This window comes from Streptomyces angustmyceticus, assembly GCF_019933235.1.
Lineage (GTDB): Bacteria > Actinomycetota > Actinomycetes > Streptomycetales > Streptomycetaceae > Streptomyces > Streptomyces angustmyceticus.
On sequence record NZ_CP082945.1, the window covers coordinates 904049 to 927893 of the forward strand.

A 23845-nucleotide genomic window follows, 5' to 3' on the forward strand; every position below is an offset into this window, starting at 1 on the left:
CGACGGGGTGCGCGGGTGGTCAGGCCAGCGCGGATCCGTACAGGTCGTAGCTGCGGCGGCCGTGGAGCCTGGCCAGCACCTCGGCCAGGACGCGTTCCTCGTCGGCGGCCGGGCGGTCGGGCAGCGGCAGGCCCAGGCGGCGGCCGAGGCGGTAGAGCGCGGCGGTCGCCCAGGCCGGGTCGGCGAGGAAGGCGTCGGTGCCGGCGCGCTGTTCGTGCCACACGCCCAGGCAGGCGGCCGCGGTCAGCACCAGGGAGTAGCGGTCGGCCAGGCCGAAGGCGTGCGGGCTGGCGAGCGCCTTGCGGTCGTCGGGGGCGATGTCGGTGAACGCCTTGCGCAGGTCGGCGAGTTCGCTGGTGAAGGCGCGGGCGAGGAACCGCAGGGTGCCGCCGTCCCGGGACGCGTCCGCGGCGCCCTCCAGCCGGTCGGTGCAGGCCACCAGGGTCGCGGCGAGCGGATCGCCGTCGCCCAGCAGCGCCGGCTGCGAGAGGTCCAGCGGCGGCAGTCCGTCGTGGACGCGGAACAGCGCGGCCGGGGCCTCGGGGTCGGCGAACCAGGCGTTGCGGGCGAAGTACGGCAGCTGCGGCAGCAGGCTGACCTGCCGGCCGGCGCTGCCGGCGTGCCCGAGCGAGGTGACCGGCAGGTCCCGCAGCTGCTTTTGGAACATCGCGTACGCGCCCGCCTCGGCGAAGGTCGCCTTGCCCAGCACCGCCGACATCTCGTCCATGGACTCGGCCAGCAGCTTGGGGGCCTGGTAGGCGGCAGCGGCGGCGTAGGCGCTCATCTGGCGGGGCAGCAGGTGCAGCGCCCGGGTGGCGACGGCGGCCAGGCAGTCGCCGAGCAGCAGGTCGAGGAACGCGCCGGTCAGCACGTCCCGTACGTGCCGTACGTCGAGCGAGGAGCGGCCGTCGGCGCGGCGCCGGGTGGCGAACTGGGCGACGGTGCGCAGCGCGGTGTCGGCGCCGGAGAGCACGATGGACGGGATCAGGCCCCGGATGACGAGGGAGGAGCGCAGGCTCAGTTCGTAGCCGTCGCCGAGGGAGCCGACCAGTGCCTCGTGCGGGACGGTGCAGTCGGTGATGCTCAGTCCGCTGAAGTCGGTGCTGCGCATGCCGTTGGTGGCGCGGCGGCCCAGGTTGCGCACCCGCCCCGCGGGCAGCCGGTCGCGGTCGAGCAGCAGCACCGAGTGGGTGCGGCCCCTGGTCTCGCCGGTGCGGGCGAACACCACCAGTCCCGCGGAGCGGGCGGCGTTGGCGATGACGGACTTGCTGCCGTGCAGCCGGTAGCCCTCCGCGACCGGCTCGGCGGCGAACTCCTCGCGGACGAAGGCGTTGCCGTGGGCGACCTCGTGCCGGGCGACCGCGATCCGGCGGCCGCCGAGCAGCAGCCGGGCGGCCAGCGCGCACTGCTCGTCCGTGCCCCCGGTCCACACCGGGACGGCCGCGAAGAAGCAGTTGAGTCCGTAGCCGAAGCCCAGGGAGGCGTCGCGGCGGAAGACCGGGCGCAGCACCCGGCCCAGGACGTCCATCCGCGCCAGCCGCCCGCCGTGGCGCTCGGGCACGAACTCGGCGTCGAAGGCGAAGGAGTCCAGCACCGCTTCGGCCGCCGCCGGTGCCCGGCCCGCGGAGTCCGCGGCGAGCAGGGCGTCCTGGCCGCACGGGTTGCCGGGGTCGTCCAGGGGACCGAAGGCGGCCTCCAGCCGGTCGATGCGGTCCTGTGCCGGGGCGCTCACCGCGGGCTCCCGGCCGGCAGCAGTTCCTGGACCTCGGGGTCGATCCGCTGGTGCAGCGGCCGCAGCTCGCCCTGGAGGAACAGCCGGCGCATCGCGGCGCGTTCGACCTTGCCGCTGGTGGTGCGGCGGACCGTACCGGGCCGCACCAGCAGTACCGCCCCGGCCCGGACGTCGTACTCGTCGGTGAGGGCCGCGCCGACCGCGGAGGTGAGCGCGGCCAGGTCGGTGTCGTAGCGGCTGCCGGGGCGCAGCTCCTGGACGACGACGACGCGTTCGCGTTCGCCGGGGACCACGAAGGCGGTGGCGGCGCCGAACAGGGCGCTCAGGCGCTGGACGGTGGTCTCCAGGTCCTGCGGATAGAGGTTGCGGCCGGCCACCACGATCATGTCCTTGAGCCGGCCGGTCACATACAGCCGGCCGTCCTCGCGGGTGCCGAGGTCGCCGGTGCGCAGGTGGCCGCCCTGGCCGGCCGCGGTGGTGCCGTCAAAGGCGGCGGCGGTCTCGGCGGGGCGGCGCCAGTAGCCGCGGGCGACGCTGTCGCCGCGCAGCCAGATCTCGCCGATGCGGCCGTCGGGGAGCGGCCTGCGGGTGGCCGGGTCGACGATGAGCAGGGTGCCGTCGGCGGGTTCGCCGCAGTCGGCGAGCAGGCGGCGCGGCGCGTCCTCGGCGGGGGCCCGCAGCTCGTGCGTCTCCAGGGCGGCGGCGTCGGCGGTCAGTTCGCGGCGCTCGGTGCCGGCCGGGGCGCCGGAGACCAGCAGGGTCGCCTCGGCCAGGCCGTAGCAGGGGGTGAGCACCCCGGGGCGCAGGCCGGCCGGGGCGAAGCGTTCGGCGAAGGCGCGCAGGGTGGCCGGGCGCACCGGCTCGCCGCCGCTGACCGCGATCTCCCATCCGGACAGGTCCAGGCCGGCGAGCTGTTCGTCGGTGACCCGCCGCACGCACAGGTCGTAGGCGAAGTCCGGGGCGCCGCTGACGGTGACGTGGTGCTGCCCGATCGCCTCCAGCCAGCGCGCGGGGCGGCGGACGAACGCCTCGGGCGAGAGCAGCACGCTGCTGCCGCCGAGCCACAGCGGGTGCAGCAACTGGCCGATCAGGCCCATGTCGTGGTGGAAGGGCAGCCAGCCGCCGAGGCGGGCGCCGGGCGGGGTGTGCAGCACCCGGCTGATCGCCCGCTGGTTGGCGAGGAGGTTGTCGTGGGTGACGATCACGCCGCGGGGTTCGCGGGTGGAGCCGGAGGTGTACTGGAGGAAGGCGACCGTGTCGCCCCGCAGATCCGGCTCCTGCCAGGTCCCGGACGCGGGGACGACCTCGGTGGCGAGGCAGGGGATGTGGCCGTGGCCGTGCCGGGCGAGCAGCCGGGAGACGTCCGGTGCGCCGGCACCGTCGGCCAGCGCGAGGAGGGGCGCGGCGTCCTTGACGATGCCGGCGAGGCGGGCTTCGAGGTGGCCGCGCCCGTCGGGCGGCGGCACGGGGACGGCGAGTGCGCCGGCGTAGAGGCAGGCCAGGAAGCTGATGGCGAACAGCCGGCGGTCGCTGTGCACGACCAGCACCCGCTCGCCGGCGGCGCCGCGCTCCTGCAGCCAGCCGGCGAGGCGGCGGGCGCCCTCGTCCAGCGCACGGTAGGTCACCACTTCGGGCCGGGCCCGGCCCTCGTATTCGGGCAGCACGATCAGCGCTTCCCGGTCGGGCGTCTGGGCGGCCCTGGAGCGGACGAGCTGGGCGAAGTCGTGGTTGCCGTTCAACGCCTCCCCCTCCCATGTCGTGGTGGACGGGCCCCGGTCGGCCCCTGCGGCGGTGCGGTGCGGGCGCCGGGCGCGGCCCCGCCGGCGGGGTGCGGGTGCCGGTGGTGCGGTGCGCGCGGCGGCCGCGGGGTCATGGCGTGGACCAGCCGACGGGTGCGCGGCGCGCGCGGCTCCATCCGGCGCGGGGCACCGGCGGTTCACCGGGCGCGGGTGCGGCGGTCTCGCCGGCACGCAGCACGGCGAGCAACACTGCGGTGACGGCGGCGAGTTCGGCCTTGTCCGGTCTCCCCCGGACCACGGTGAACCGTATGTCGTTGGCCATGTCCGCAGGATGCGCCGGGTCGCTCGAAGGGCGCTCGGGTCCGCCCGGGAAGATCGCTATACGCGGGCCGTCCGGGGCGGGAACGGCCGGAGCCGAGGACCGGTGGGTCCTCGGCTCCGGCGGTGCGCGCGGGTGCGGCGTCAGCCGATGACGCGCTGGTAGGCCATGTGCACGGTCCGTTCGGTGGTGACGTCGGCGATCTCGGAGACGTCCCTGAGCCGGTCGCCGGCCCGCGGGTCCGCCAGCGCGGAGACGCAGGCGTCGCCGTCGCGCCACCACGACAGCCCGACATAGGTCGTGGGACTGAGGGTGGAGCGCAGCAGGTCGCTGCCGCCGAAGCCGTCGAGCCGGGCCCAGCGGTGGGTCAGCTCCCTGAAGCGGCGCTCGAACTCGTCGCCGGAGCCGCGGACCCTGGCGTGGAGGAGGACGACGTCCGCGTCGCCGACGGCGGCGTCGTCGTGGAGCGTCCGCCCCACGCTGACGGCCTGGTCGGCCTCGGTCTCCACCAGCGCCCCGAGGCGGCGCACCCGGTCGAGGAAGGTGTCGTCGTGGACCACGTCCAGAAAGTCCCGCAGGCTGCGCCAGTGCCCCAGGTGCACATACCGCTGCGGCTGTTCGACGAGCCGGACGGTCACCAGGAAGTCGAAACCCCGCTGGCGGCGCAGGAACTGGGAGTGCTCGTGGAACTCCCGCTCGAACTTTCCGGTGTCGCCCTTGACGCGGAACCGGTTGATGACGGTGACGGGCCCGTTGAGGTCACGTCCGGGCATGTGCTTCCTCCGCGAACTGCTTGGCGTGGCGCAATGTGGTCGAGCTGTTGGTCCCCAGCGCCCTGCGCACCAGGGTGCGGGCCTCTTCGAGCGTCGCCCCGGGCCCGAGTGTCTGGCGCACCCCCTCCGGATCGAGGGTGACGGTGTGCCAGGAGGTGGCGGTGACGCCGGTGCCGTGCGGCGTGATCTCCCAGCGGCCGGTGTGGCCCGCCATGGCGACGGGCACCCGCAGCTGCTTGTAGACGATCTCCGCGCGGTCGGCGAAGCAGATCCGCACGGACGTGGTGTTGTGGGTGGAGCCGTCGGGGCTTCGGGTGTCCATGTCCAGGTGCTGGAGGCCCGGTTCGTCCTCGGTGAGCCGGAGCCGCGCCACGTGCGGCAGGCGCTCGGGCCACCGGTCGGCGCGGTCGAGGAAGGCGAAGACGTCGGCGGCGGCGCCGTCGATCTCCACCGAGTCGCTGAACGTGAACGTGGTCTCCCCGCGCCGGCCGGCGAGTTCGGCGGCGTTCTTCAGCGCCGCCAGTTCGGCGCGGCTGTTGCGGTCGACCGCCTGCTCGATGAGGGCGACGGCGGCCGGGTCGTCGCCGACGGCACGGTAGTCGTGCAGCAGCATCACCCGGCAGCCGCCGTCGTCGTCGGGCATGATCCGCCAGGTGCCGCCCATCGACGCCACCGGCGCGGCGGAGACCACCTGGCGGAAGGTGATGGTGTGGGCGGCGGGGTCGAGGGTGCGGCGGGAGGTCCAGTCGCGCACCTCGCCGTTGGCGAACGCCCAGAGGTGCAGGAGCTGTTCGCCGCGGGCCTCCTCCAGCACCTCGACGTGCACGGTCGGCCCGAAGACCTGCGGCCAGGCGGTGACGTCGGCGACCAGGTCGTAGACGGTGCCGGGCGGGGCGGCGACCGTGACGGTGTGCTCGGTGACATGGGTTGTGCCGGTGGTGGTGACGGTCGGCGCCACGGCGGACCTTCCCTTCGATACGCGCCGCGCAGGCGGCGGCAGCAGACTGGCAGGGGGGACTTGAGCGGGGCTGGAGCGCGGGTCGGACGGCGCCCGGACCGGCGGCGCACCGGTCCGGGGGCCGAGGGGCGGCGGCCGGCCGGGGACCACCCGCCGGGCGGGCTCAGGCCGTTGCCCAGGCGGGCCGGTCGCAGATCTCCACCACGGCGGCGCCCCAGCTGTAGCCGGCGCCGACGCCGATGAGCACGACCCGGTCGCCGGGCCCGGCCCGGCCCGAGGTGACGAGGTGGTCCAGGCCCGCGAACTGGTCACCGGCGCCGAGGTGGCCGACGGTGCGGCTCCACTCCCAGGTGGTGCGGGCCGGATCGATGCCGTAGGGCCGGTAGTAGATGGCCTCCAGCCGGCGGCGGCCGAAGTGCGGCAGCACCACCCACTCCGCCTCGGCCAGCTCCAGGTCCGCGTCCGCCAGGGCCTGTTTGACCACGGTGCGCTGGCCGGCGTTGGCGCGGCTGATCGCGAAGGACATCCCGACCCGGCCGACGAAGGCGCGCTTGGCCTCCTCGAAGTCGACCGGGGTGCGGTGGCTGAAGGGGGCCGGGCCGAAGGGTTCGTCGCCGCGGTGCATCGGCTCCAGTTCGGGGTCGGCGAGCAGCGCCAGCGACCGCAGCCGGGCGAAGCCGCCCTGCCGGGAGAGCACCAGGGCGCTAGCGCCGTCGGCGTAGGGGGTGCCGGGGTCGGTGCGCCAGCGGTCGATGCCGGGCGCGCAGAACCGGTCGGCGGCGCTGAGCAGGGCGTCGCGGCGGCCCGCGGCCGCGGTGAGGTAGGAGGTGGCCAGGTCCAGGGCGGCCATCCCGCCGTTGGACATCTGCCGGATCTCGATCGCCGGGCAGGTGTTGCCGACCGCCTCGCGCTGGATGTACGAGGCGACCGGCCACAGGTCCTGGCCCTGGTGGTAGGTGTCGGCGTGCAGGATCAGCGCGATGTCGCCCGGGGCGGACGCGGCCCTGGCCAGAGCCTTGCGGGCGGCCGCCGCGCCCATCTCGGCGGCCGACTCGTCCGGCGAGTGGGCCACCGCCAGCATGCCGGTGGCCCGGGCCACCTGGGGCGGGCAGCTGCCGTCGGCGACGGCGTCGGCGATCGGTAAGGAGGAGGGCAGCCTGGTCGCGGTCCCCCGGATGAAGATGTCGTCCACTCGCACAGCCACTCCTGGAGTGTGGTTCGCGGCCGGCGCGGCCGCATGAGCGGCGGCCCGCCGGCGGGTTCAGTCGGCAACGGCGGCGGTCGGCCGTGCCCGGCGGTCCTCACCGCCGGTCCGCGCACCGGACAGCAGCACATAGCGGACCGCGTCGAGCAGGGCCCGCCAGGACGCGGCGACGGTGTTCTCGTCCACGCCGACGGTGCCCCAGCGGCGCCGCCCGTCGCTGAAGGTGACCAGCACCCGGGCGGCCGCGCCGCTGCCGTCGCCCGCCACGGCGCTGCCGGGCAGCACCCGCACCTGGTAGTCGACGACCTCCAGTGCGGCCAGCTCCGGGAAGAACGGGTCGAGGGCGGTGTGCAGCGCGCGGTCCAGGGCGTTGACCGGCCCGTTGCCCTCGCCGGCGGCGCTCAGCGGCACCCCGTCGACCCGCAGCCGCACCGAGGCCTGGGTGCGGGTGCCGCCGCCGGGCCGCCGGTCCACGCCGACCCGCCAGGTCTCGACGTCGAAGGGGCACTCCGGCGGTCCGCCGACGGCCCCCTGCAGCTCCTCGCGCAGGAGCAGTTCGAAGGACGCGTCGGCCGACTCGAAGCTGTAGCCGCGCGTCTCCAGGTCCTTGATGCGGGCGGCGGCGCGGGCGACCGGCTCGGAGCCGGCCTCGACGTCGTAGCCCAGTTCACGGGCCTTGAGCTCCACGGAGGAGCGGCCGCCCAGGTCGGAGACGAGGGTGTGCATGGCGTTGCCGACCAGCGCCGGGTCGACGTGCTGGTAGAGGCCGGGGTCGACGCGCAGTGCGGAGGCGTGCAGCCCGGCCTTGTGGGTGAAGGCGCCGGCGCCGACGTACGGGGCGGCGGCGCGCACCGGGATGCCGGTCAGTTCGGCGATGGACCCGGCGGAGAGGGTCATCTCCCGCAGCTGTTCGAGGGAGATGACCTCCAGCCCGCGCTGGAGCAGCAGGTTGGCGGTGACGGTGAACAGGTCGGCGTTGCCGCAGCGTTCGCCGTAGCCGTGGGCGGTGCCCTGGACGTGGTCGGCGCCGGCGTCGACGGCGGCGAGGGTGTTGGCGACCGCGCAGCCGGAGTCGTCGTGGCAGTGGATGCCGAGGCGGGCCCCGGTCGCCGTGCGGGTGTCGTCGACGACCGCGCCGATCCGGTCCGGCAGTCCCCCGCCGTTGGTGTCGCACAGCACCACCGCCTCCGCCCCCGCGTCGGCGGCGATCCGGACCACCTCCAGGGCGTACTCGCGGTTGAGGCGGTAGCCGTCGAAGTAGTGCTCGGCGTCGACGAAGACCCGCCGGCCGGCGTGCACGAGGAAACGCACCGTGCTGCCGATCATGGCGAGGTTCTCGGCGAGCGTGGTGCGCAGGGCCAGTTCGACATGGCGCGGGTGGCTCTTGGCGACGATGGTCACCACCGGGGTGCCCGCGGCGAGCAGGGCACGCACCTGCGGGTCGCTGGACACCATGGCGCCCGGCTTGCGGGTCGCGCCGAAGGCCGCCAACTGGGCGTTGTGGAGCTGGATTTCGTGTGCGGCGCGGCGGAAGAACTCGGTGTCCTTGGGGACCGCACCCGGCCAGCCCCCCTCGATGAACCCGACGCCGAAGGCGTCCAGATGGCGTGCGACGGCGAGCTTGTCCTCCACCGTGAGCACCATGCCCTCCTGCTGCGTTCCGTCGCGCAGGGTGGTGTCGTAGAGCTGGAAACGCTGGTCGGCCATGGCCCCTCCGTCTCCCTGACTCACGCCGCTCTCGGTCGGGCGGCTCGGAGCGGTCACGGTCGGGTGGTGGGGTGGAGCGGGGATGGAGGGCCGCTCAAGCGGGGGGGGCGGGGCGGCGGGCGCGGGCCGGTGGGGCGCGGGCCGGTGGGGCGCGATCGCGGCGGTTGGCCTGGCGCGGGACGGGGCAGGCCGGCGGGGGGTACGGGGAGGGCGAGGCGCGCAGGACGGTGCGGCGACGCGCGGGACGGCGGGCGTGCCGGACGGCAGCCGCGGCCAGGCGACAGGGCACGGTGGCGGCCCGTCCGGAGCGGCAGTCGAGGCATACGGCCCCGTCGGCCGGCGGTGCGAGGTGGGTGAGCGCGCCCGGCCGGGGAGCGCCCACCCACCGGTCAGGCGGCGACCTCGACGCTGGAGTGGTCGCCGACGACGAGACGGGAGCAGCGGGTGCGGACGGCCGAGGTGACCGTCGCGTCCCGGCCGATGACCGAGCCCCGAACGCCGCCGACGCGCCGGACCGTGGCGCCGTCCAGCATGATGGAGTACTCCACCTCCGCCGCGGTCAGCACACAGTCCCGGCCGATGGAGGTGTGCGGCCCGACATGGCTGTCCTCCACCACCGTGCCCGCGCCGATGATGACCGGGCCGGTGAGGCGGGAGCGGACGACGCGGGCACCCTCCTCGATCACCACCGGGCCGCGCACCTCGCTCGCCCCGTCCACGGTGCCCCGTACGGAAGGGGCGAGCCGGTCGAGGAGTTCGCGGTTGCAGTCGAGGACGTCCTCGATCTTCCCGGTGTCCTTCCAGAAGCCGGAGTAGATCCGTGCCCGCACCTCCGCGCCGCGGGAGACCATCCACTGCAGCGCGTCGGTGATCTCCAGTTCGCCGCGGGCACTGGGCTCGATAGCGGCGACCGCCTCGTGCACGGCCGGGGTGAAGAAGTAGACGCCGGTCATCGCGAGGTCGCTGCGCGGCTCGGCGGGCTTCTCCACGAGCCGCACCACCCGGCCGTTCTCGTCGATCTCCGCGACCCCGAACGCCCGGGGGTCCGGCACCTTGTGCACCACCACCTGGGCGGCGGGCCGGTCGGCCCGGAACTGCCGGGCGATGTCCGCCACGCCGTCGGTGAGCATGTTGTCGCCCAGGTACATCACGAAGTCGTCGTCGCCGAGGAAGTCCTGAGCGATGGTGATGCAGTGCGCCAGGCCGAGCGGTGCGTGCTGCCGGATGTAGGTGAGCTCGACGCCGAGGCCGGTGCCGTCGCCGAGCGCGGCCACGATCTCCTCGCCCCGGTCCCCGACCACCACGCCGACCCGGGTGACGCCGAGGGCGCGCAGCTCCGCCATCACATGGACGAGCACCGGGCGGTTGGCGATCGGGATCAGCTGCTTGGGCATGGAATGGCTGAACGGGCGCAGCCGGCTGCCCAGCCCGCCGGCCAACACGAGTGCCTTCATGGGAAGTCCTTCCTCACCGCGTCGCCGGCCGCCGCGCTGCACGGCGGCGGCGGGCCTGTGACCTAGCCGGCGCAGAATGCGGCGGTCAGGTCGCGGCGCGCTCAACCCCCGCTGGTTCTTGCCGTCGCAGCGGGCTGCTCCCCCGCGCCCAGTCGCGCGCTCTCCGCCTCCGTGAGGCCCCAGCGGGCGAGCAGGCTCCGGGAGGGCCTCCGGGGCGGTGCCGGGTCCGGCCGGGCCGGGGTGCGGGCGAACCGGGGCGCGGGGGCGGGCTGGACGCCGTCGGGGGCGGGGCGGTAGGTGCCGCGCGCACGGTGGTGCGGGTGGGCGGCGGCCTCGGCCAGGCTGAGCACGGGGGTCACACACGCCTCGGTGCCGTCGAAGGCCGCGGCCCACTGCGCGCGGGTCCGGGTCGCGAACCGCTCCTCGAACTCCCGCCTCAGGGCTGGCCAGTTGGCGGGGTCGTCGCGGTCCGGCAGCCGGTCCCCGTCCAGTCCGAGGCCCGCCAGCAGCGCCCGGTAGAAGCGCTCCTCCAGCGCGCCGACCGCGACATGCCCGCCGTCGGCGCAGGGGTACACGGCGTAGAAGGGCGCCCCGCCGTCGAGCAGGTTGCCGCCCCGGTCCGCGTCCCACTGGCCCGCCTGCGCCATGGCCAGCAGCATGCCGGTCAGCGACGCGGTGCCGTCCACGATGGCCGCGTCCACCACCTGGCCCAGGCCGGAGCGGGACCGTTCGACGAGGGCCGCGAGGATCCCGGCGGCCAGCAGCATGCCGCCGCCCCCGAAGTCGCCGAGCAGGTTGGCCGGCGGGACCGGGGCGCCGCCGGCCGGTCCGATGGCGTGCAGCGCTCCGGTGAGGCCGATGTAGTTGATGTCGTGGCCGGGGGCCTGGGCCAGCGGCCCGTCCTGGCCCCAGCCGGTCATCCGGCCGTACACCAGCGCCGGGTTGCGCGCGCGGCACGCCCCGGGCCCGACGCCGAGCCGCTCGGCCACCCCGGGCCGGAAGCCTTCGACCAGCACGTCCGCGCCGTCCACCAGCCGCAGCAGCAGGCCGGTGCCGGCGGGATCCTTGAGGTCGAGGGCGACCGGCCGGCGGCCGCGGTCGAGGATGCGGTGCCACGGGGCGAAGGCACGCTCCTGGCCCGGCCGGTCGACGCGGATCACCTCGGCGCCGAGGTCGGCGAGCATCATGCAGGCGTAGGGGGCGGGGCCGATCGCGGCGAGTTCGAGGACCCGCAGGCCGGCCAGCGGGCCGCCGCTCACCGCGGGCCCCGGTGGTGTGGCGCGGACGGGGCGGCGGGGCGGGGCGGCGTAGCGGCGGGCGGGCGGCCGGGATAGGAGGAAGGCGGCATCCGCGGAGGGTGGCAGCGGGCGCTGCACCGGGCCTTGAGGGTCTCTCGCGCCACGCCGACGGCCCGCCGACACCCCGCCCGCGCGGTTCGAGCCGGAGGCGAGTGCCGGGGTCCATAGTGGGCCTGCCCTCCCGCACCACGACCGAAGGAACCCGATGGCCACCCGGATGCCGGCGAGCAGCCGCCCGCACCACGGCGGCGACGACCGTCCCGTCCTCAGCACCCGAGCCCTCAACCGCGCACTGCTGGCCCGCCAGTTGCTGCTGCGGCGCCACCGGCTGGGCGTCCTCGACGCGGTCACCCGGCTCGTCGGACTGCAGGCCCAGGCGCCCAACCCGCCCTACATCGGCCTGTGGACCCGTCTGGACGGGCTGGCGATCGCGGACGTGGCGGGGGCGATCGAGGACCGCTCGCTGACCCGTATCGCCGTGATGCGCAGCACCGTTCACCTCGTCACGGCGCAGGACTGCCGCACGCTGCGGCCGCTGACCCAGCCGGCCCTGGACCGCGACCTGTGGGTGGGCAGCGGGTCCGGCAAGGCGGTGAAGGGGGTGGTGGACCCGGCCGAACTCGCCGTCGCGGCGCGCGACGCGCTGGCCGACGCCCCGCTGACGACCGCCGAGCTGGGCGAGGCGCTGCGCCGGCGGTGGCCCGACGTGGCGGCGCGGCATCTCGCGTACGCGGCGCGCACCCTGCTTCCGCTGGTGCAGGTGCCGCCCCGTGGCATCTGGGGCGTGGGCGGCCGGACCCGGTACGCCACCGCCGAGTCCTGGCTGGGCGAGCCGCTGGTGGCGGACCCGTCCCCGGCCGAGATGGTGCTGCGCTATCTGGCGGCGTACGGGCCGGCCACCGTCAAGGACGTCCAGACCTGGTCGGGGCTGACCCGGCTGCGCCCGGTGCTCGACGGGCTGCGGGACCGGCTGCGCACCTTCCGCGACACCGCCGGCAACGAGCTGTTCGACGTTCCCGGGGCGCCGCTGCCCGACCCTGATCTCCCCGCCCCGGTGCGGTTCCTCCCGGAGTTCGACAACATCCTGCTGTCGCACGCCGACCGGGGCCGCGTCATCGGCGACGACGACCGCCGGCGCATCTTCACCCGCAACGGCATCGTCCGCGCCACCTTCCTCGTCGACGGTTTCGTCCGCGGGATGTGGGCCCTCGACCGCGACCGCGAAGGGGCGGTCCTGCGCATCGAGCCGTTCGCGCCGCTCGGCGCCGCGGACCGCGCCGCGCTGTACGGGGAGGGCGCCCGCCTGCTGGCGTTCGCCGCGGCCGACGCCGGCGCGCACGACATCCGCTTCGCACCGCCCGGAGGGTGAGAGCGCCCTCCCGCACGGCAGGTGCGCCCGTACGACCCGCCCCGGGCGGACGAGCCGCCCGGCCTTCCCGAGAGGAACCCGCCATGCCCCACGCACCGTTCGCCGGCCGGACCGTCGTCGTCACCGGCGGCGGCAGCGGCATCGGCCGCGCCACCGCGCTCGCCTTCGCGGAGCAGGGCGCCGCCGCCGTGCTCGTCACCGGCCGCCGCAAGGAGCGGCTGGCGGAGACCGCCGCGGCACACCCCGCGGTGGTGCCGGTGACCGCCGATGTCACCACCGAGTCGGGCGCCGAGGCGGTCGCCGAGGCCGTACGGGCGCACGGCGGGACGGTGGACGTGCTGGTGCACAACGCCGGCATCTTCCGCTTCAGCCCGCTGGCGGCGCTGGACGCGGCCAGCGCCCGCGAGGTGCTCGACACCAATGTGATGGGCCCGGTGCTGCTCACCGCGCACCTGCTGCCGCTGCTGCGGACGCCCGGCGGCTGCCTGGTGCTGGTCTCCAGCCGCGGCGGCCACAACCCGGGCCCCGGCAGCTCGCTGTACTCGGCCAGCAAGGCGGCCGTGCACAGCCTGACGCGCAGCTGGGCGGCCGAGCTGTCCGGGCAGGGCATCCGGGTCAACGCGGTCGCCCCGGGTTTCGTCCGCACCGACGCCTATGCCGCCAACGGTCTGGCGCCGCAGGAGGTCGAGGGCCTGTTCGCGGGCGTCGCGCAGAGCATCCCGCTGGGCCGGGTCGCCGAGACCGACGACATCACGCCCTGGATCGTGCAGCTGGCCCACCCGTCGTCCGCCCAGGTCACCGGGCAGGTCATCACCATCGACGGCGGGCTGGACGTGGGTGGGCCGCAGGGGGCCTGACCTGCGGCGAGGGCCGGATCCAGCCGGGCTCGACCCGCTGTTCAGGGGCCGCTCCTAGCCTCGGTGCGACCGAGGGACACCGCAGCGTTGGAGGGGACGTCCACATGAGCCCGGCAATCACCCCGTTCCGCATCGACGTGCCGCAGCCGGAGATCGACGACCTCCGGCTGCGGCTGGCCCGGACCCGCTGGCCGGAGGCGGAGACCGTGTCCGACCGGTCCCAGGGCGTCCCGCTGGCGGTCATGAAGGACCTGTGCGCCTACTGGGCGGAGCGCTACGACTGGCGGGCCACCGAGGCCCGGCTGAACGCGCTGCCCCAGTTCCGTACCGGGATCGACGGGCTGGGCATCCACTTCCTGCATGTGCGCTCCCCGCACCCGGGGGCGGTACCGCTGCTGATCACCCACGGCTGGCCGGGCTCGGTGGTCGAATTCCTGGACATCATCGGCCCGTTGACCGACCCGGAGGACCCGGCGGACGCGTTCCATGTGGTGTGCCCGTCGCTGCCGGGCTACGGCTTCAGCGACAAGCCGTCCGAGGCCGGCTGGAGCGCCGAGCGGATCGCCGCCGCCTGGCAGGAGCTGATGGCCCGGCTCGGCTACCGGCGCTATGCGGCGCACGGCGTGGACTGGGGTTCCTTCATCTCGGCGGTGATCGGCGAGACCGACCGCGGCGCCTTGCTCGGGCTGCATCTGGCGATGCCGTTCGCGCGTCCGCCGCGGGAGGAGGCCGAGCTGTCCGAACGGGACCTGGCCGGGCTGGCCGCGATGAAGCGGTTCCAGCAGGAGGAGGGCGGCTACTCGGTCCTCCAGACCACCCGGCCGCAGACGCTCGGCTACGGGCTGACGGACTCCCCCGCCGGACAGCTGGCCTGGATGGCCGAGAAGTACTGGGCGTGGAGCGACCACGACGGGGACCCGGAGAAGGTCATCCCCCGCGACCGGCTGCTGGACGCCGTGTCGGTGGCCTGGTTCACCGCGTCGGCCGCGTCGTCGGCCCGGATCTACTGGGAGAGCCAGAACAAGCTCGCGCTGGCCCCCGTCCACGTCCCCACCGCCGTCGCCAACTACCCGAAGGACGGCCGGATGCCGCGGCCCTGGATCGAGGGCCGCTTCACCGATCTGCGCGACTGGAAGGACCACCCGCACGGTGGCCACTTCCCCGCCCTGGAACAGCCCGAGCACCTCGTCCGCGAGCTGCGCGCCTTCTTCCGCACCCTGCGCTGACCCCCGCCCCTTCTGGAAAGGACCCCTTGTGACGACCTCTGCCACCGGACCCGGCGCGGCCACCGGCGCCAAGACGTTCCCGTACCAGCGCCGGTGCCCCTTCAGCCCGCCGGCCGAGTACCGGGAGATGACCGAGCAGGACGTCTCGCAGGTCACCCTGACCGGCTCCGGGCTGCGGATCTGGACGGTGACCGGATACCACACCATCCGCCGGCTGCTCACCGATCCGCGGGTCAGCGCCTCGCGCAAGCACGCCAACTTCCCCTTCTACTTCGTGGCGCCGCCGGAGTACCGCACCGAGACCTCGTTCATCGGGTACGACGGCGCGGAGCACACCACGACCCGGCGCAAGGCCGCGCTGACCTTCACCAACCGGCAGGTGCAGCGGCTGCGTCCGCGCATCGAGCAGATCGTCGACGAGCACCTCGACCTGATGCTGGGCATGCAGCCGCCCGTCGACATGCACCGGGTGTTCTCGCTGGCGGTGCCGATGACCGTCATCTGCGAACTCCTCGGCATCCCGCAGGACAAGCACGACTTCTTCATCAAGCACGGTACCGCCCTGCTCGGCGGGCACAGCTCCACCGAGGAGCGGCAGGCCGCCATCGTCGAGGTCAACGCCTATGTGGACGAGCTGATCCAGCTCAAGAAGCGCGAACCGGGCGACGACCTGCTCAGCCGGGCGATGGCCGACTACGCGGCGTCCGGTGAGGAGTACACCGACCGGGACCTGTTCAACATGGTGCGGCTGCTGATGAACGGCGGGCACGAGACCACCGCCAGCCAGATCTCGCTGGGCACCGCCTGCCTGCTGGAGAACCCCGACCAGCTCCACCTGCTGCTGGACGACCCGTCGCTGGTCAAGCCGGCCGTCGAGGAGCTGGTGCGGTTCGCCACCATCGGGGACACCGCGGTGCCGCGGGTCGCGCTGGAGGACATCGAGATCGGCGGGCGGCTCATCCGCAGGGGCGACGGCATCCTGTGCCTGGGGCTGGCCGCCAACCGCGACCCGGAGACCTTCCCCGAGCCGGAGAAGCTCGACATCACCCGCGGCAGCCGCAAGCACCTCGGCTTCGGCCACGGCGTGCACCACTGCATCGGCGCGGACCTGGCCCGGCTGGAGCTGGAGATCGTGTGGAGCAAGCTCTTCCGGCGCATCCCGACCCTCCGGCTGGCCAAGCCGTTCCTGGAGATCCCGCGCAAGGAGGGTGCGGTGATCTACGGGCTGTGGGAGCTGCCGGTCACCTGGTGACCTCCCGGGTCCGTCCGGCGCCGCCCGCCGCCCCGGTCCCCCGCACCAGCCGTCTTCCGGCCGCCACCAGACGAGGAGAGCTCCATGGCCAAGATCACCTACCGGCACCCGAACGGTACCGAGACCGTCGTCGACGTCCCGGTGCCCAACACCGTGATGCGCGGCGCGAAGATCAACAACATCGACGGGATCGAGGCCCAGTGCGGCGGCTCCGCGCAGTGCGGCACCTGCCATGTGTACGTCGACGAGGCCAACACGCTGCCGCTGCCCGCGATGCACGAGTCCGAGGACGACGTCCTGTACGGCACCGCCGCCCCGCGCCGCGCGACCAGCCGCCTCAGCTGCCAGCTGCCGGTCTCCGAGGAGATCGACGGGCTCGTGGTGCACCTGCCGGAGACCCAGAGCTGATGGCGGCGCCGTCGGTCGTCGTCATCGGCGCGGGGCAGGCCGGCTCGGACACCGCCGCCGCACTGCGGTCCCAGGGCTTCGACGGGCGGATCACCCTGGTCGGCGCCGAGGGCGTGCCGCCCTATCAACGGCCGCCGCTGTCCAAGCAGTTCCTCGCCGGGGCCGGGGGCGGCGGCGATCTCGCCCTGCGCCCGGCCTCGTTCCACGCCGAGCGGGACATCGAGTTCGTGGCCCGGGACCCGGCCGTGCGCCTCGACCGGGACGCCCGCCGGGTCGCCCTGGCCTCCGGGCGCACCCTCGGCTACCGGCACCTGGTCCTGGCCCTCGGCGCCCGGCCGCGCCGGCTCGCCGTTCCCGGTGGCGGGCTGGACGGGGTGCTGACCCTGCGCACCCTCACCGAGGCCGGCCGGCTGCGGGACGCGATGCGCGACACCGGCCGTCTCCTGGTGGTCGGCGGCGGGTTCGTCGGGCTGGAGGTCGCCGCGACGGCGCGGGCGGCCGGGCTGGCGGTGACCGTCGTGGAGTCCGGGCCGCGTCTGTTGGCGCGCGCGGTCAGCGGCGCGATGTCGGCGCATCTGCTCGCCGAGCACCGGGCCCACGGCGTCCGGGTCCTGCTCTCCCGCGAGGTGGCGGCCCTGCACGGCGACGGCGCGGGCCGGGTGCGGGAGGCCGAACTCGCGGGCGGGGAGCGGATCGCGGCGGATCTGGTGCTCGTCGGGATCGGCGCGGTGCCGGAGACCGCCCTCGCCGCCGGCGCCGGCCTCGCCGTGGACGACGGCGTCCTCGTCGACCGGCACCTGCGCACCGGCGACCCCGCGGTGTACGCGATCGGCGACTGCGCCCGGTTCCCCGACCCGCGCACCGGGCGCCCGCTCCGCCTGGAATCGGTGCAGAACGCGGCCGACCAGGCCCGGTGCGTGGCCGCCGCGCTGTGCGGGGCGCCGCGGCCGTACGCGGCGCTGCCGTGGTTCTGGACCGAGCAGTTCGGGCTGCGGCTGCAGATCGCCGGGCTCGGCACGGGGCACGACCGGGTGGTGACCGTCGGCGATCCCCGCACCGGCCGGTTCTCGCTGCTGTGTTACCGCGGCGAGCGGCTGCTGGCCACCGAGTCGGTGAACCGGCCGGCCGACCACATGATCACCCGGCGGCTGATGGGCGCGGGAGCACCGCTGCCGACCCCGCGTCAGGCGGCCGCGCCCGGCTTCGGCTTCAAGGAGTTCCGGCAGACCGCCGCCGTATGACGCGGTGGCGGGCGGGCCCGTCCTCCGGTGTCCGGGGTGTCAGCCCGCCGTGCCGTTCTCGGCGCGGGACAGCGCGACGTCGAGGACAACGAGCAGGGCGTCCCGGACCGAGCCGGTGGCGCGGGCGTCGAAGACGACCAGCGGTACGTGGTCGGAGACGTCCAGTGCCCAGCGCACCTCGTCGAGGGCGTGGTGGACCTCGCCGTCGAAGGCGTTGACGGCGACGGCGAAGGGGATGCCCTTGTGCTCGAAGTAGTCCACCGCGGCGTAACAGTCGTCCAGGCGGCGGGTATCCACGATCACCAGGGCGCCGAGCGCGCCCTCGACCACGTCGTCCCACATGAACCCGAACCGGTCCTGGCCCGGCGTGCCGAACAGATAGAGCTTCAGCGTCGGGTCGATGGTGAGGCAGCCGAAGTCCATGGCGACCGTGGTGGTGGTCTTGCCGGGGGTGTGGGTGAGATCGTCCACCCCCGCCGCGACCTCGGTGATGGCGGCTTCCGTGGTCAGCGGCCGGATCTCGGAGATCGCGCCGACGGCCGTGGTCTTGCCGACGCCGAAGCCGCCGGCGATGACCAGCTTGACCGGTACCGGCGGCTGTTCAACCGCTGTCACGGAGTGCGCCTCGTGAGTCGGGGACGGCGCGGAGACCATCGATAACCCTTCGCAGTACGGAAATGTCCTGGGTGGTGCCGGTGTCCGGGACGTGCACGGCCAGATGTCCGGCGGTGCGCAGGTCCTCCGCCAGCACCCGGACGACATTGAGGTGGAGGCGGAGTCCGGCGGCCAGCTCCGCCACCGATTGCGGCCGCCGGCAGGCGGCCACAATGTCGTGTTGCTCGAAGGCGAGCGATCCCAGGGCGGTGATCCCGGACGAGGTCGCCACGATCTGCGTCTCGACCGGCAGCGACGCGCCGGTGCCGCCCCCCGCCACGCGGCCGGCGGTCAGCAGGAAGGGCCGGATCGCGGGAGCGCGGCCGACCGGCTCGGACGGGGCCGGGGCGTCGCCCGTCCCCGGACTCGCGGTTCCTGCCCCGCTCCCGGCGTCGTTCGAGCGGGGGGAGCCCCATGAGCCGGGGGGACCCCCGTCCTCGTCCGGTCCTGGTTCACCGGCGGCCATCATGATCCTCTTCTCGGTACCCGTGTCCCGCCTCCGCGGAGTGGAACGGTCAGCTGGCCGGTGCGGCGCCGGCGTTCTTCTTGAGCTCCATGACCAGCTGGGGGGTGAGCGCGCCGCCCGCACGGTTGGCGAACAGGGTCATCTCGTAGGCGATGTTGCCGAGCTTGGCCTCCTTGGAGGTCACCACGCCCAGGACGGCACCGCAGCCGATGGCCGACACCAGGACATGGCCGCCCTCCAGGTCGATGATGACCTTGTTGAGGCCGCCCAGGCCGTAGTTGCCGGACGCGCCGGCGGCCAGGCTCGTGACGCCCGAGACGATCGCCGCGAGCCGTTCGGAGTCGGCCTGCTCACGCAGGCGGGAGACGGCGATCAGCAGGCCGTCGGAGGACACCGCGATGGCGTCGACGACACCGGCGGTCTCGCTGGCGAACCGGTCGAGGAGCCAGGTGAAGTCGGCCGCGGCGGCTGTGAGATCCATGGGTTCCGCCCGCTCGGGACTGCTCTTACCTGTCGGCGTCGTCACTGCCCGACTCCTTCCGGGGTTGCTGGTGTGGCGAGGGCGCTGGGTCCCCCTGGGGCGGAGCGCTCTCTTGCTCCGCCCGGCGTACTGCGGCTTCGAATTCGTCGAGCTCGGACCGGACCGCGTCGGCGTCGACGGGCCGGCGCGGGGCCTGGGTCTCCCGGTCGGCCACCGGAGTGGTCATGGTGAGGGTCGCGCCTCGTACCCGCCGTCGCAGCGGGCGGCCGGCCGGTGCGGAGCGCGGACCGGCCGGGGAGCCGGTCCCCTCCTCGTCCGTGCGCTGCGGGAGGCGCCGCGGGAGCTCGCCCTGTCGCGCGGGGGCGACGGGCCGCCGCTCGGGGGCGGCGGCGGGGGTCCGCACGGGGAGCGGCGTGGCGGGAGCCGGCGCGGACCCGGGCGTGCCGGGCTCGGGCGCGGCCGACGGGGCCTCGGTGCCGTCCGCCCCGCCCTCACCGGAGCTGTCCGGCTCTCCGGTCTGCTCTCCGGCTTGTTCCCCGGCCTGTTCCGGCGCCTCGTCCCCGCTCTGCGTCGCGGACGGGTCCGCCGCCGGGGACGGGGTGCCGGCGGGGAGCACGGCCGGCAGCAGCGCGGAGGGGAGCCAGACGCTGGCGGTGACGCCGCCGCCCGGCGTACGGCCGAGGGCGACGCGGATGCCCGAGCGCCGGGCGAGGCTGCCGACCACGAACAGGCCGAGGACCTTCGTCGGTACGAGGTCGAGCCGCTCCCGGCGGACCAGGCGGGCGTTCTCCTCGCCGAGCCGGTCGGCGCTCATGCCGAGGCCGTGGTCGATGATCTCGATCAGGGCACCGCCGTCCGCGGTGATGTCGGTGCCGGGGCGGACGACCACCTCGACGGGGGTGTCGGACGGCGAGAACGAGACCGCGTTCTCCAGGAGTTCGGCGAGCATCAGCGTCAGGTCGTCGACCACGTCGGGTCCGACCGTGACCTCGGTCTCGGACCGCAGGGACACCCGCTGGAAGCCCTCGATCTGGCCGAGCCCGGCCCGGATGACATTGACCAGGCTGGTCGGCCGGGCCTCCAGCTCGGGGTCCCGGACGCCGGCGAGCAGCATCAGGCTGTCGGCGTTGCGCTGGAGGCGTACCGCGATGTGGTCGATGCGGTACATCCGCTGCAGCACGTCGGGGTCGGTCTCCTCGCGCTCCACGGCGTCGATCAGCATGAGCTGGCGGGAGGTCAGGTTGCTGACCCGGCGTCCGACGTTGCCGAACATCTCGGCGACGTTGCGGCGGCTGAGCACCTGCCGCTCCAGCAGCGCCGCGGCGGTGACCTGCACCTGGTTGAACGTCTCGGCCAGGTGACCGATCTCGTCGCGCACCGGGACGGGGATCGGCCGCGGCCTGAGCGGGGTGCTGTCCGTCGACTCGTCCTCCTCGACGCGGGCGAGTTCTTCCCCGGCCACGTCGACCACCTGCTGCGCGGCGCCGGTCAGGGCCGTCAGAGGACGCACGACCGAGCGCCGGACCTGGACGGAGAAGGTCAGCCAGGAGGCGAAGCCGAGCAGGGCGAGGCCGAGCATCAGCAGCGCGTTCCGCAGGGCGTCGGCGGAGAGGGTTTCGGCGCGGGCGGCGATGTCCTCGATCAGCGACCGGGTGATGTCGAGACGGGCCTCGGCCTGCCGGCTGCCCGCGGCGATCGCCTTGCGCAGTTGCTCCGGGGTCTGGCCCTGGAGCGAGGCGGGGTCGATCTGCAGCTCCGCGAACTGCGCGTCGATGCCGTTCGCCTCGGCGTCCCGCTCGATCCCGCCCAGGCGCAGGACCTGGCTCGGCGAGGCGATCCGGGCGAAGTGGGCGGCCTGTTCCTCGTAGAGCTGGTGGGCGCCGACGGCACGGGTGTACTCGGTGAGGGCGTTGGCGTCCCGGGTCTGGGCGGAGAACACCCCGCTCTCGTAGGTCGCGTGGGCGGCGTCGGCGCGCAGCACCGTGTCGAGGAGATCGGTGACCGAGGACGACGAGGTGCCCAGGAAGCGGTCGAGGCCGATGCCGTCGATCAGGTAGTCGACCGCGGCGGCGTAGGCGGGGTCGATACCGGCGGCCGGCACCGAGCCGCGCTCGACCTTGTCCCGCAGCACCGCCAGGCCCCGGACGTACTCCAGCGCCCGCGCCCCCTCCTTCGGCAGGCCGGACCCGAACGCGGAACGCACGGTGGTGACCTGTGCGTCGGTGCTCCGCTGCGCCGCGCGGTAGGTGGCGGTCGACGGCAGTGCGGCACCGGGCCGGGCCGCCTCCTGCTCCACGGACAGCAGCAGCGCCTGCCGGTGTTCGGCCTGGATGTCGTTGATCAGCCTGGTGACCTGCTCGCTGTCGCGCACCAGCTCTTCGGTGCGGCCGGCGTCCAGGGCCTTGTCCATCTGGTTGTCGACGCCGATGGCGAGCAGGACGCCGACGACCGCGACCGGCGCGATCACCAGAACGTTGAGCTTCCGCCGGAACGGCCAGCGGTCCAGGAGCGCGCCCGTCCGCTGACGGAGCCGCGGCCCCGACGGCGCACGCCGGGCACGGTCCGGTTCGTGTGGTGGGTCCACTGCGTCCACAGACACCCAGGTCTCCTTACGACGTGCTCCTGAGCGGGGACCGAGAGGGTGTTGGTGCCGACCGCCGACGACGGGCGCGGAGCGCGGCCCTCGCGATCCTCACCCCCATGACAAGCGAAAGGATCACGCCACACCTCCGACGGCCGTGAACACTACCGCTTGTGCACGCACAGGCAACACAGGACTACCAATGATCAGGCTGTATTCAACTCTTTGTCATGTTTGGCCCGTTGTCTTCACCGGGAGGCGCGAGCCGGGATGGATGGCCTGATTGGCCGGTTTCCGACGGGGAGTGGAGTATGTGGAGTGACTCGTTCCGGTGTGCGTGCGGTGTCGGCGGCGTACGCCGGGCCTGCCGGAGGCGGCTGCTCCGCGGACCGCCGCCACCCGTAACCTGTCTCCCCCACCCCACCCGTATCCTCATCCTGCTGCCCTGCGAGGAGACCCGTGCACCCCACCCGCAAGGCGGTCGTGACCGCCGCCGCATTCCTGGTCATGGCCACCGTCGCCGGCTGTGAACCCGGCGGCGCCGCCGCGTCCCACCAGGGCTCCGCCGAGCCCGGATGCCCCACCGCCCTCGCCAGGGCCAAGCGGGCGGTCAAGAAGGCCGAGGCGGTGAGCGCCCCCTGGGAGGGGCCCACCACGGGACCCGAGGCCGTCCACGACAAGACCGTCGTCTACATAGCCCAGACCCTGACCAACCCCGGCGTCGCCGGAGTCGCCCAGGGTGTCCAGGAGGCCGCGAAGATCGTCGGATGGCACGCCCGCACCCTCAACGGCCAGGGCACGCCGGAGGGCCTCAAGGCCGCCTTCCAGCAGGCCCTGCGCCTGAAGCCGGACGGCATCGTCATCAGCGGATTCGACCCCTCGACGACCGCGGCGGAGGTCAAGAAGGCCCGTGCCGAGGGCATTTCGCTGGTCGGCTGGCACGCCGCGCCGGCCCCCGGCACGTCCCCCGAGCTCTTCAGCAACGTCACCTCCCGGGTCGAGGACGTCGCGAAGATCAGCGCCGACTGGATCATCGCCCGGTCCAACGGGCACGCGGGCGTCGTCCTGTTCACCGACGCCACGGTGCCCTTCGCGAAGCGCAAGTCCGACCTGATCAGGAAGGAACTCGCGACGTGCTCGGGCACCAAGCTGCTGAGCTACACCAACATGCCCATTCCGCAGGTCAACAGCCGGTCCATCAAGGAGGTCCGCTCGCTGCTGTCCCGTTTCGGCCGCAAGTGGACCTACTCCGCCGCCATCAACGACCTGTACTTCCAGCACGCCGCCCCCGCGCTGCGCGCCGCGGGCAAGGACGGCGCGGGTGCCCCGTTCAACATCGGCGCCGGTGACGGCGACCCGTCGGCCTTCCAGCGGGTCAACGGCAAGGAGTTCCAGGCGGCGACCGTGCCCGAGCCGCTCTCCGAACAGGGCTGGCAGATCGTCGACGAGTTCAACCGCGCCTTCAGCAAGGCCCCGGACAGCGGGTACACCGCCCCCGTCCACATCGCCACCTCCGCCAACAGCGGCGGTGCGCTCTCCTGGGACTCCGAGGGCTACCGCCAGGCGTACCGCAAGATCTGGGGCAAGTGACTCAGGAGCGGGTGCCGGTGTCGTGCGCCCGCACACTGCGCACGAGGACGTCGTCCGCGTCGTACTGCCGGGAGACGCCGCTGCTGGTGAAGGTGTCGCCGGCCAGCCGGGCGCGCTGGTCGACGCTCACCCGGCCGAGGTAGTCGCCCTGTGCGCCCCAGACGGGTTCGGCGATCCGGAAGGTGAAGCGCCCGTCCCCGGTGCGGGTCCAACTGCCCGCGCCGCCGCCCACGATGAAGGCCGTGCCGCCCGGGGTGAACTGCACGGTGCTGTCATAGGTCCGGCCCTCGAAGGACACCTTCAGGGCCCATCTCCCGACCGGGCTCGCGGCGGCCGTCCGGCCGGGGCGCGCGGCCGGGGCGCCCGCTCCCGCCGGGGCCAGGGCCGTCGCGGTGCCGGCCATCACCGGCACCGCGGCCAGGACGGCGGCCGCCACGACGACCGCGCTCCTCGGCCGCCGTGCTCCGTCTGCCGAACGCTTCATGCTGTTCCTCCCCCGCGCGCAGCGCGTCTGCTGTGGTGGACCGGTCGGGCCA

The 23845-nt window shown here is 74.4% G+C and carries 21 protein-coding genes; 7 read left to right on the top strand and 14 right to left on the bottom strand.

The genetic code is table 11. The annotated features are described in order from the left end of the window. Nucleotides 1-19: 19 nt before the first annotated feature. The 9 genes from K7396_RS04460 to K7396_RS04500 all read right to left on the bottom strand — a co-directional run bounded on the left by K7396_RS04460 (nucleotide 20) and on the right by K7396_RS04500 (nucleotide 11130). On the bottom strand, nucleotides 20-1732 hold the full coding sequence (locus tag K7396_RS04460) for an acyl-CoA dehydrogenase family protein (RefSeq protein WP_086717486.1): 1713 nt from the start codon (nucleotides 1730-1732) through the stop codon (nucleotides 20-22). After that, on the bottom strand, nucleotides 1729-3471 hold the full coding sequence (locus K7396_RS04465) for a fatty acyl-AMP ligase (protein WP_086717485.1): 1743 nt from the start codon (nucleotides 3469-3471) through the stop codon (nucleotides 1729-1731). Before K7396_RS04465 ends, K7396_RS04460 begins: the two co-directional genes overlap by 4 nt. Before the next feature lie 130 nt (nucleotides 3472-3601). Beyond that, nucleotides 3602-3793, bottom strand: coding sequence for an acyl-CoA carboxylase subunit epsilon (locus tag K7396_RS04470; protein WP_086717483.1), 192 nt, complete (start codon nucleotides 3791-3793; stop codon nucleotides 3602-3604). A gap of 140 nt (nucleotides 3794-3933) precedes the next feature. Then, a complete protein-coding gene (locus K7396_RS04475) occupies nucleotides 3934-4563 on the bottom strand; it encodes an antibiotic biosynthesis monooxygenase family protein (protein ID WP_086717482.1) in 630 nt (209 codons plus the stop codon). Beyond that, complete coding sequence (locus K7396_RS04480) at nucleotides 4550-5521, bottom strand: aromatase/cyclase (protein ID WP_086717479.1); 972 nt, start codon at nucleotides 5519-5521, stop codon at nucleotides 4550-4552. Before K7396_RS04480 ends, K7396_RS04475 begins: the two co-directional genes overlap by 14 nt. Nucleotides 5522-5684: 163 nt before the next feature. Next, complete coding sequence (locus tag K7396_RS04485; RefSeq protein WP_086717478.1) at nucleotides 5685-6719, bottom strand: ketoacyl-ACP synthase III family protein; 1035 nt, start codon at nucleotides 6717-6719, stop codon at nucleotides 5685-5687. 63 nt (nucleotides 6720-6782) lie between these two features. Beyond that, nucleotides 6783-8432 (bottom strand): citramalate synthase, encoded by a 1650-nt coding sequence (cimA, locus tag K7396_RS04490; RefSeq protein WP_086717476.1) that lies wholly within the window; start codon nucleotides 8430-8432, stop codon nucleotides 6783-6785. Nucleotides 8433-8821: 389 nt separating this feature from the next. Continuing rightward, nucleotides 8822-9886, bottom strand: coding sequence for a glucose-1-phosphate thymidylyltransferase (locus tag K7396_RS04495; RefSeq protein WP_152104192.1), 1065 nt, complete (start codon nucleotides 9884-9886; stop codon nucleotides 8822-8824). Nucleotides 9887-9987: 101 nt separating this feature from the next. Further along, nucleotides 9988-11130 carry a CaiB/BaiF CoA transferase family protein gene (locus tag K7396_RS04500; protein ID WP_170314252.1) on the bottom strand — a complete coding sequence of 381 codons (1143 nt, stop codon included), beginning with the start codon at nucleotides 11128-11130 and terminating at the stop codon, nucleotides 9988-9990. Nucleotides 11131-11389: 259 nt separating this feature from the next. Here K7396_RS04500 and K7396_RS04505 point away from each other — a divergent pair, with 259 nt between their 5' ends. The 6 genes from K7396_RS04505 to K7396_RS04530 all read left to right on the top strand — a co-directional run bounded on the left by K7396_RS04505 (nucleotide 11390) and on the right by K7396_RS04530 (nucleotide 17537). Then, nucleotides 11390-12553: a winged helix DNA-binding domain-containing protein gene (locus K7396_RS04505; protein ID WP_223659631.1), complete on the top strand. Its 1164-nt coding sequence runs from the start codon at nucleotides 11390-11392 to the stop codon at nucleotides 12551-12553. 83 nt (nucleotides 12554-12636) lie between these two features. Next, nucleotides 12637-13410 carry an SDR family NAD(P)-dependent oxidoreductase gene (locus K7396_RS04510; RefSeq protein WP_086720956.1) on the top strand — a complete coding sequence of 258 codons (774 nt, stop codon included), beginning with the start codon at nucleotides 12637-12639 and terminating at the stop codon, nucleotides 13408-13410. Between the two features lie 104 nt (nucleotides 13411-13514). Next, on the top strand, nucleotides 13515-14636 hold the full coding sequence (locus K7396_RS04515) for an epoxide hydrolase family protein (protein ID WP_086720955.1): 1122 nt from the start codon (nucleotides 13515-13517) through the stop codon (nucleotides 14634-14636). A 28-nt stretch (nucleotides 14637-14664) separates the two neighbouring features. Next, nucleotides 14665-15888, top strand: a complete 1224-nt coding sequence (locus K7396_RS04520; protein ID WP_086720954.1) for a cytochrome P450 — start codon at nucleotides 14665-14667, stop codon at nucleotides 15886-15888. A gap of 84 nt (nucleotides 15889-15972) precedes the next feature. After that, nucleotides 15973-16296 carry a 2Fe-2S iron-sulfur cluster-binding protein gene (locus K7396_RS04525; protein ID WP_086720953.1) on the top strand — a complete coding sequence of 108 codons (324 nt, stop codon included), beginning with the start codon at nucleotides 15973-15975 and terminating at the stop codon, nucleotides 16294-16296. Continuing rightward, nucleotides 16296-17537: an NAD(P)/FAD-dependent oxidoreductase gene (locus tag K7396_RS04530; RefSeq protein ID WP_086720952.1), complete on the top strand. Its 1242-nt coding sequence runs from the start codon at nucleotides 16296-16298 to the stop codon at nucleotides 17535-17537. The genes K7396_RS04525 and K7396_RS04530 overlap by 1 nt, the downstream gene beginning before the upstream one ends. A gap of 39 nt (nucleotides 17538-17576) precedes the next feature. On the opposite strand, the gene K7396_RS04535 is transcribed toward K7396_RS04530, so the two are convergent. From K7396_RS04535 to K7396_RS04550, 4 genes are read right to left on the bottom strand one after another with little or no spacing between them, the layout of a single operon-like run. Next, entirely contained in the window at nucleotides 17577-18191 is a 615-nt protein-coding gene (locus tag K7396_RS04535; RefSeq protein WP_086720951.1) for a GTP-binding protein, read from the bottom strand. Next, entirely contained in the window at nucleotides 18139-18657 is a 519-nt protein-coding gene (locus tag K7396_RS04540) for a DUF742 domain-containing protein (protein ID WP_373866870.1), read from the bottom strand. Before K7396_RS04540 ends, K7396_RS04535 begins: the two co-directional genes overlap by 53 nt. Nucleotides 18658-18706: 49 nt before the next feature. Next, nucleotides 18707-19138 carry a roadblock/LC7 domain-containing protein gene (locus K7396_RS04545; RefSeq protein ID WP_086720950.1) on the bottom strand — a complete coding sequence of 144 codons (432 nt, stop codon included), beginning with the start codon at nucleotides 19136-19138 and terminating at the stop codon, nucleotides 18707-18709. 25 nt (nucleotides 19139-19163) lie between these two features. Further along, a complete protein-coding gene (locus K7396_RS04550; protein WP_152104259.1) occupies nucleotides 19164-21605 on the bottom strand; it encodes a HAMP domain-containing sensor histidine kinase in 2442 nt (813 codons plus the stop codon). Nucleotides 21606-22178: 573 nt separating this feature from the next. Between K7396_RS04550 and K7396_RS04555 the strand changes: the two genes are divergently transcribed. Then, nucleotides 22179-23309: a substrate-binding domain-containing protein gene (locus tag K7396_RS04555; protein WP_086719094.1), complete on the top strand. Its 1131-nt coding sequence runs from the start codon at nucleotides 22179-22181 to the stop codon at nucleotides 23307-23309. Nucleotide 23310: 1 nt separating this feature from the next. Here the strand turns inward: K7396_RS04555 and K7396_RS04560 are convergent, their stop codons facing one another. After that, the gene (locus K7396_RS04560) at nucleotides 23311-23793 is read right to left on the bottom strand and encodes a hypothetical protein (protein WP_143589143.1); all 483 of its coding nucleotides are present in this window, start codon (nucleotides 23791-23793) and stop codon (nucleotides 23311-23313) included. Between the last annotated feature and the right edge of the window lie 52 nt (nucleotides 23794-23845).

Excerpts from the sequence above, each read along its gene's own strand:
- K7396_RS04505 (WP_223659631.1), top strand. The coding sequence starts at position 11,390 with ATGGCCACCCGGATGCCGGCGAGCAGCCGCCCGCACCACGGCGGCGAC.
- K7396_RS04540 (WP_373866870.1), bottom strand. The coding sequence starts at position 18,657 with ATGGCCGCCGGTGAACCAGGACCGGACGAGGACGGGGGTCCCCCCGGC.
- K7396_RS04535 (WP_086720951.1), bottom strand. The coding sequence starts at position 18,191 with ATGGTCTCCGCGCCGTCCCCGACTCACGAGGCGCACTCCGTGACAGCG.
- K7396_RS04525 (WP_086720953.1), top strand. The coding sequence starts at position 15,973 with ATGGCCAAGATCACCTACCGGCACCCGAACGGTACCGAGACCGTCGTC.
- K7396_RS04470 (WP_086717483.1), bottom strand. The coding sequence starts at position 3,793 with ATGGCCAACGACATACGGTTCACCGTGGTCCGGGGGAGACCGGACAAG.
- K7396_RS04545 (WP_086720950.1), bottom strand. The coding sequence starts at position 19,138 with ATGGATCTCACAGCCGCCGCGGCCGACTTCACCTGGCTCCTCGACCGG.
- cimA (WP_086717476.1), bottom strand. The coding sequence starts at position 8,432 with ATGGCCGACCAGCGTTTCCAGCTCTACGACACCACCCTGCGCGACGGA.
- K7396_RS04515 (WP_086720955.1), top strand. The coding sequence starts at position 13,515 with ATGAGCCCGGCAATCACCCCGTTCCGCATCGACGTGCCGCAGCCGGAG.
- K7396_RS04475 (WP_086717482.1), bottom strand. The coding sequence starts at position 4,563 with ATGCCCGGACGTGACCTCAACGGGCCCGTCACCGTCATCAACCGGTTC.
- K7396_RS04510 (WP_086720956.1), top strand. The coding sequence starts at position 12,637 with ATGCCCCACGCACCGTTCGCCGGCCGGACCGTCGTCGTCACCGGCGGC.
- K7396_RS04560 (WP_143589143.1), bottom strand. The coding sequence starts at position 23,793 with ATGAAGCGTTCGGCAGACGGAGCACGGCGGCCGAGGAGCGCGGTCGTC.
- K7396_RS04530 (WP_086720952.1), top strand. The coding sequence starts at position 16,296 with ATGGCGGCGCCGTCGGTCGTCGTCATCGGCGCGGGGCAGGCCGGCTCG.
- K7396_RS04495 (WP_152104192.1), bottom strand. The coding sequence starts at position 9,886 with ATGAAGGCACTCGTGTTGGCCGGCGGGCTGGGCAGCCGGCTGCGCCCG.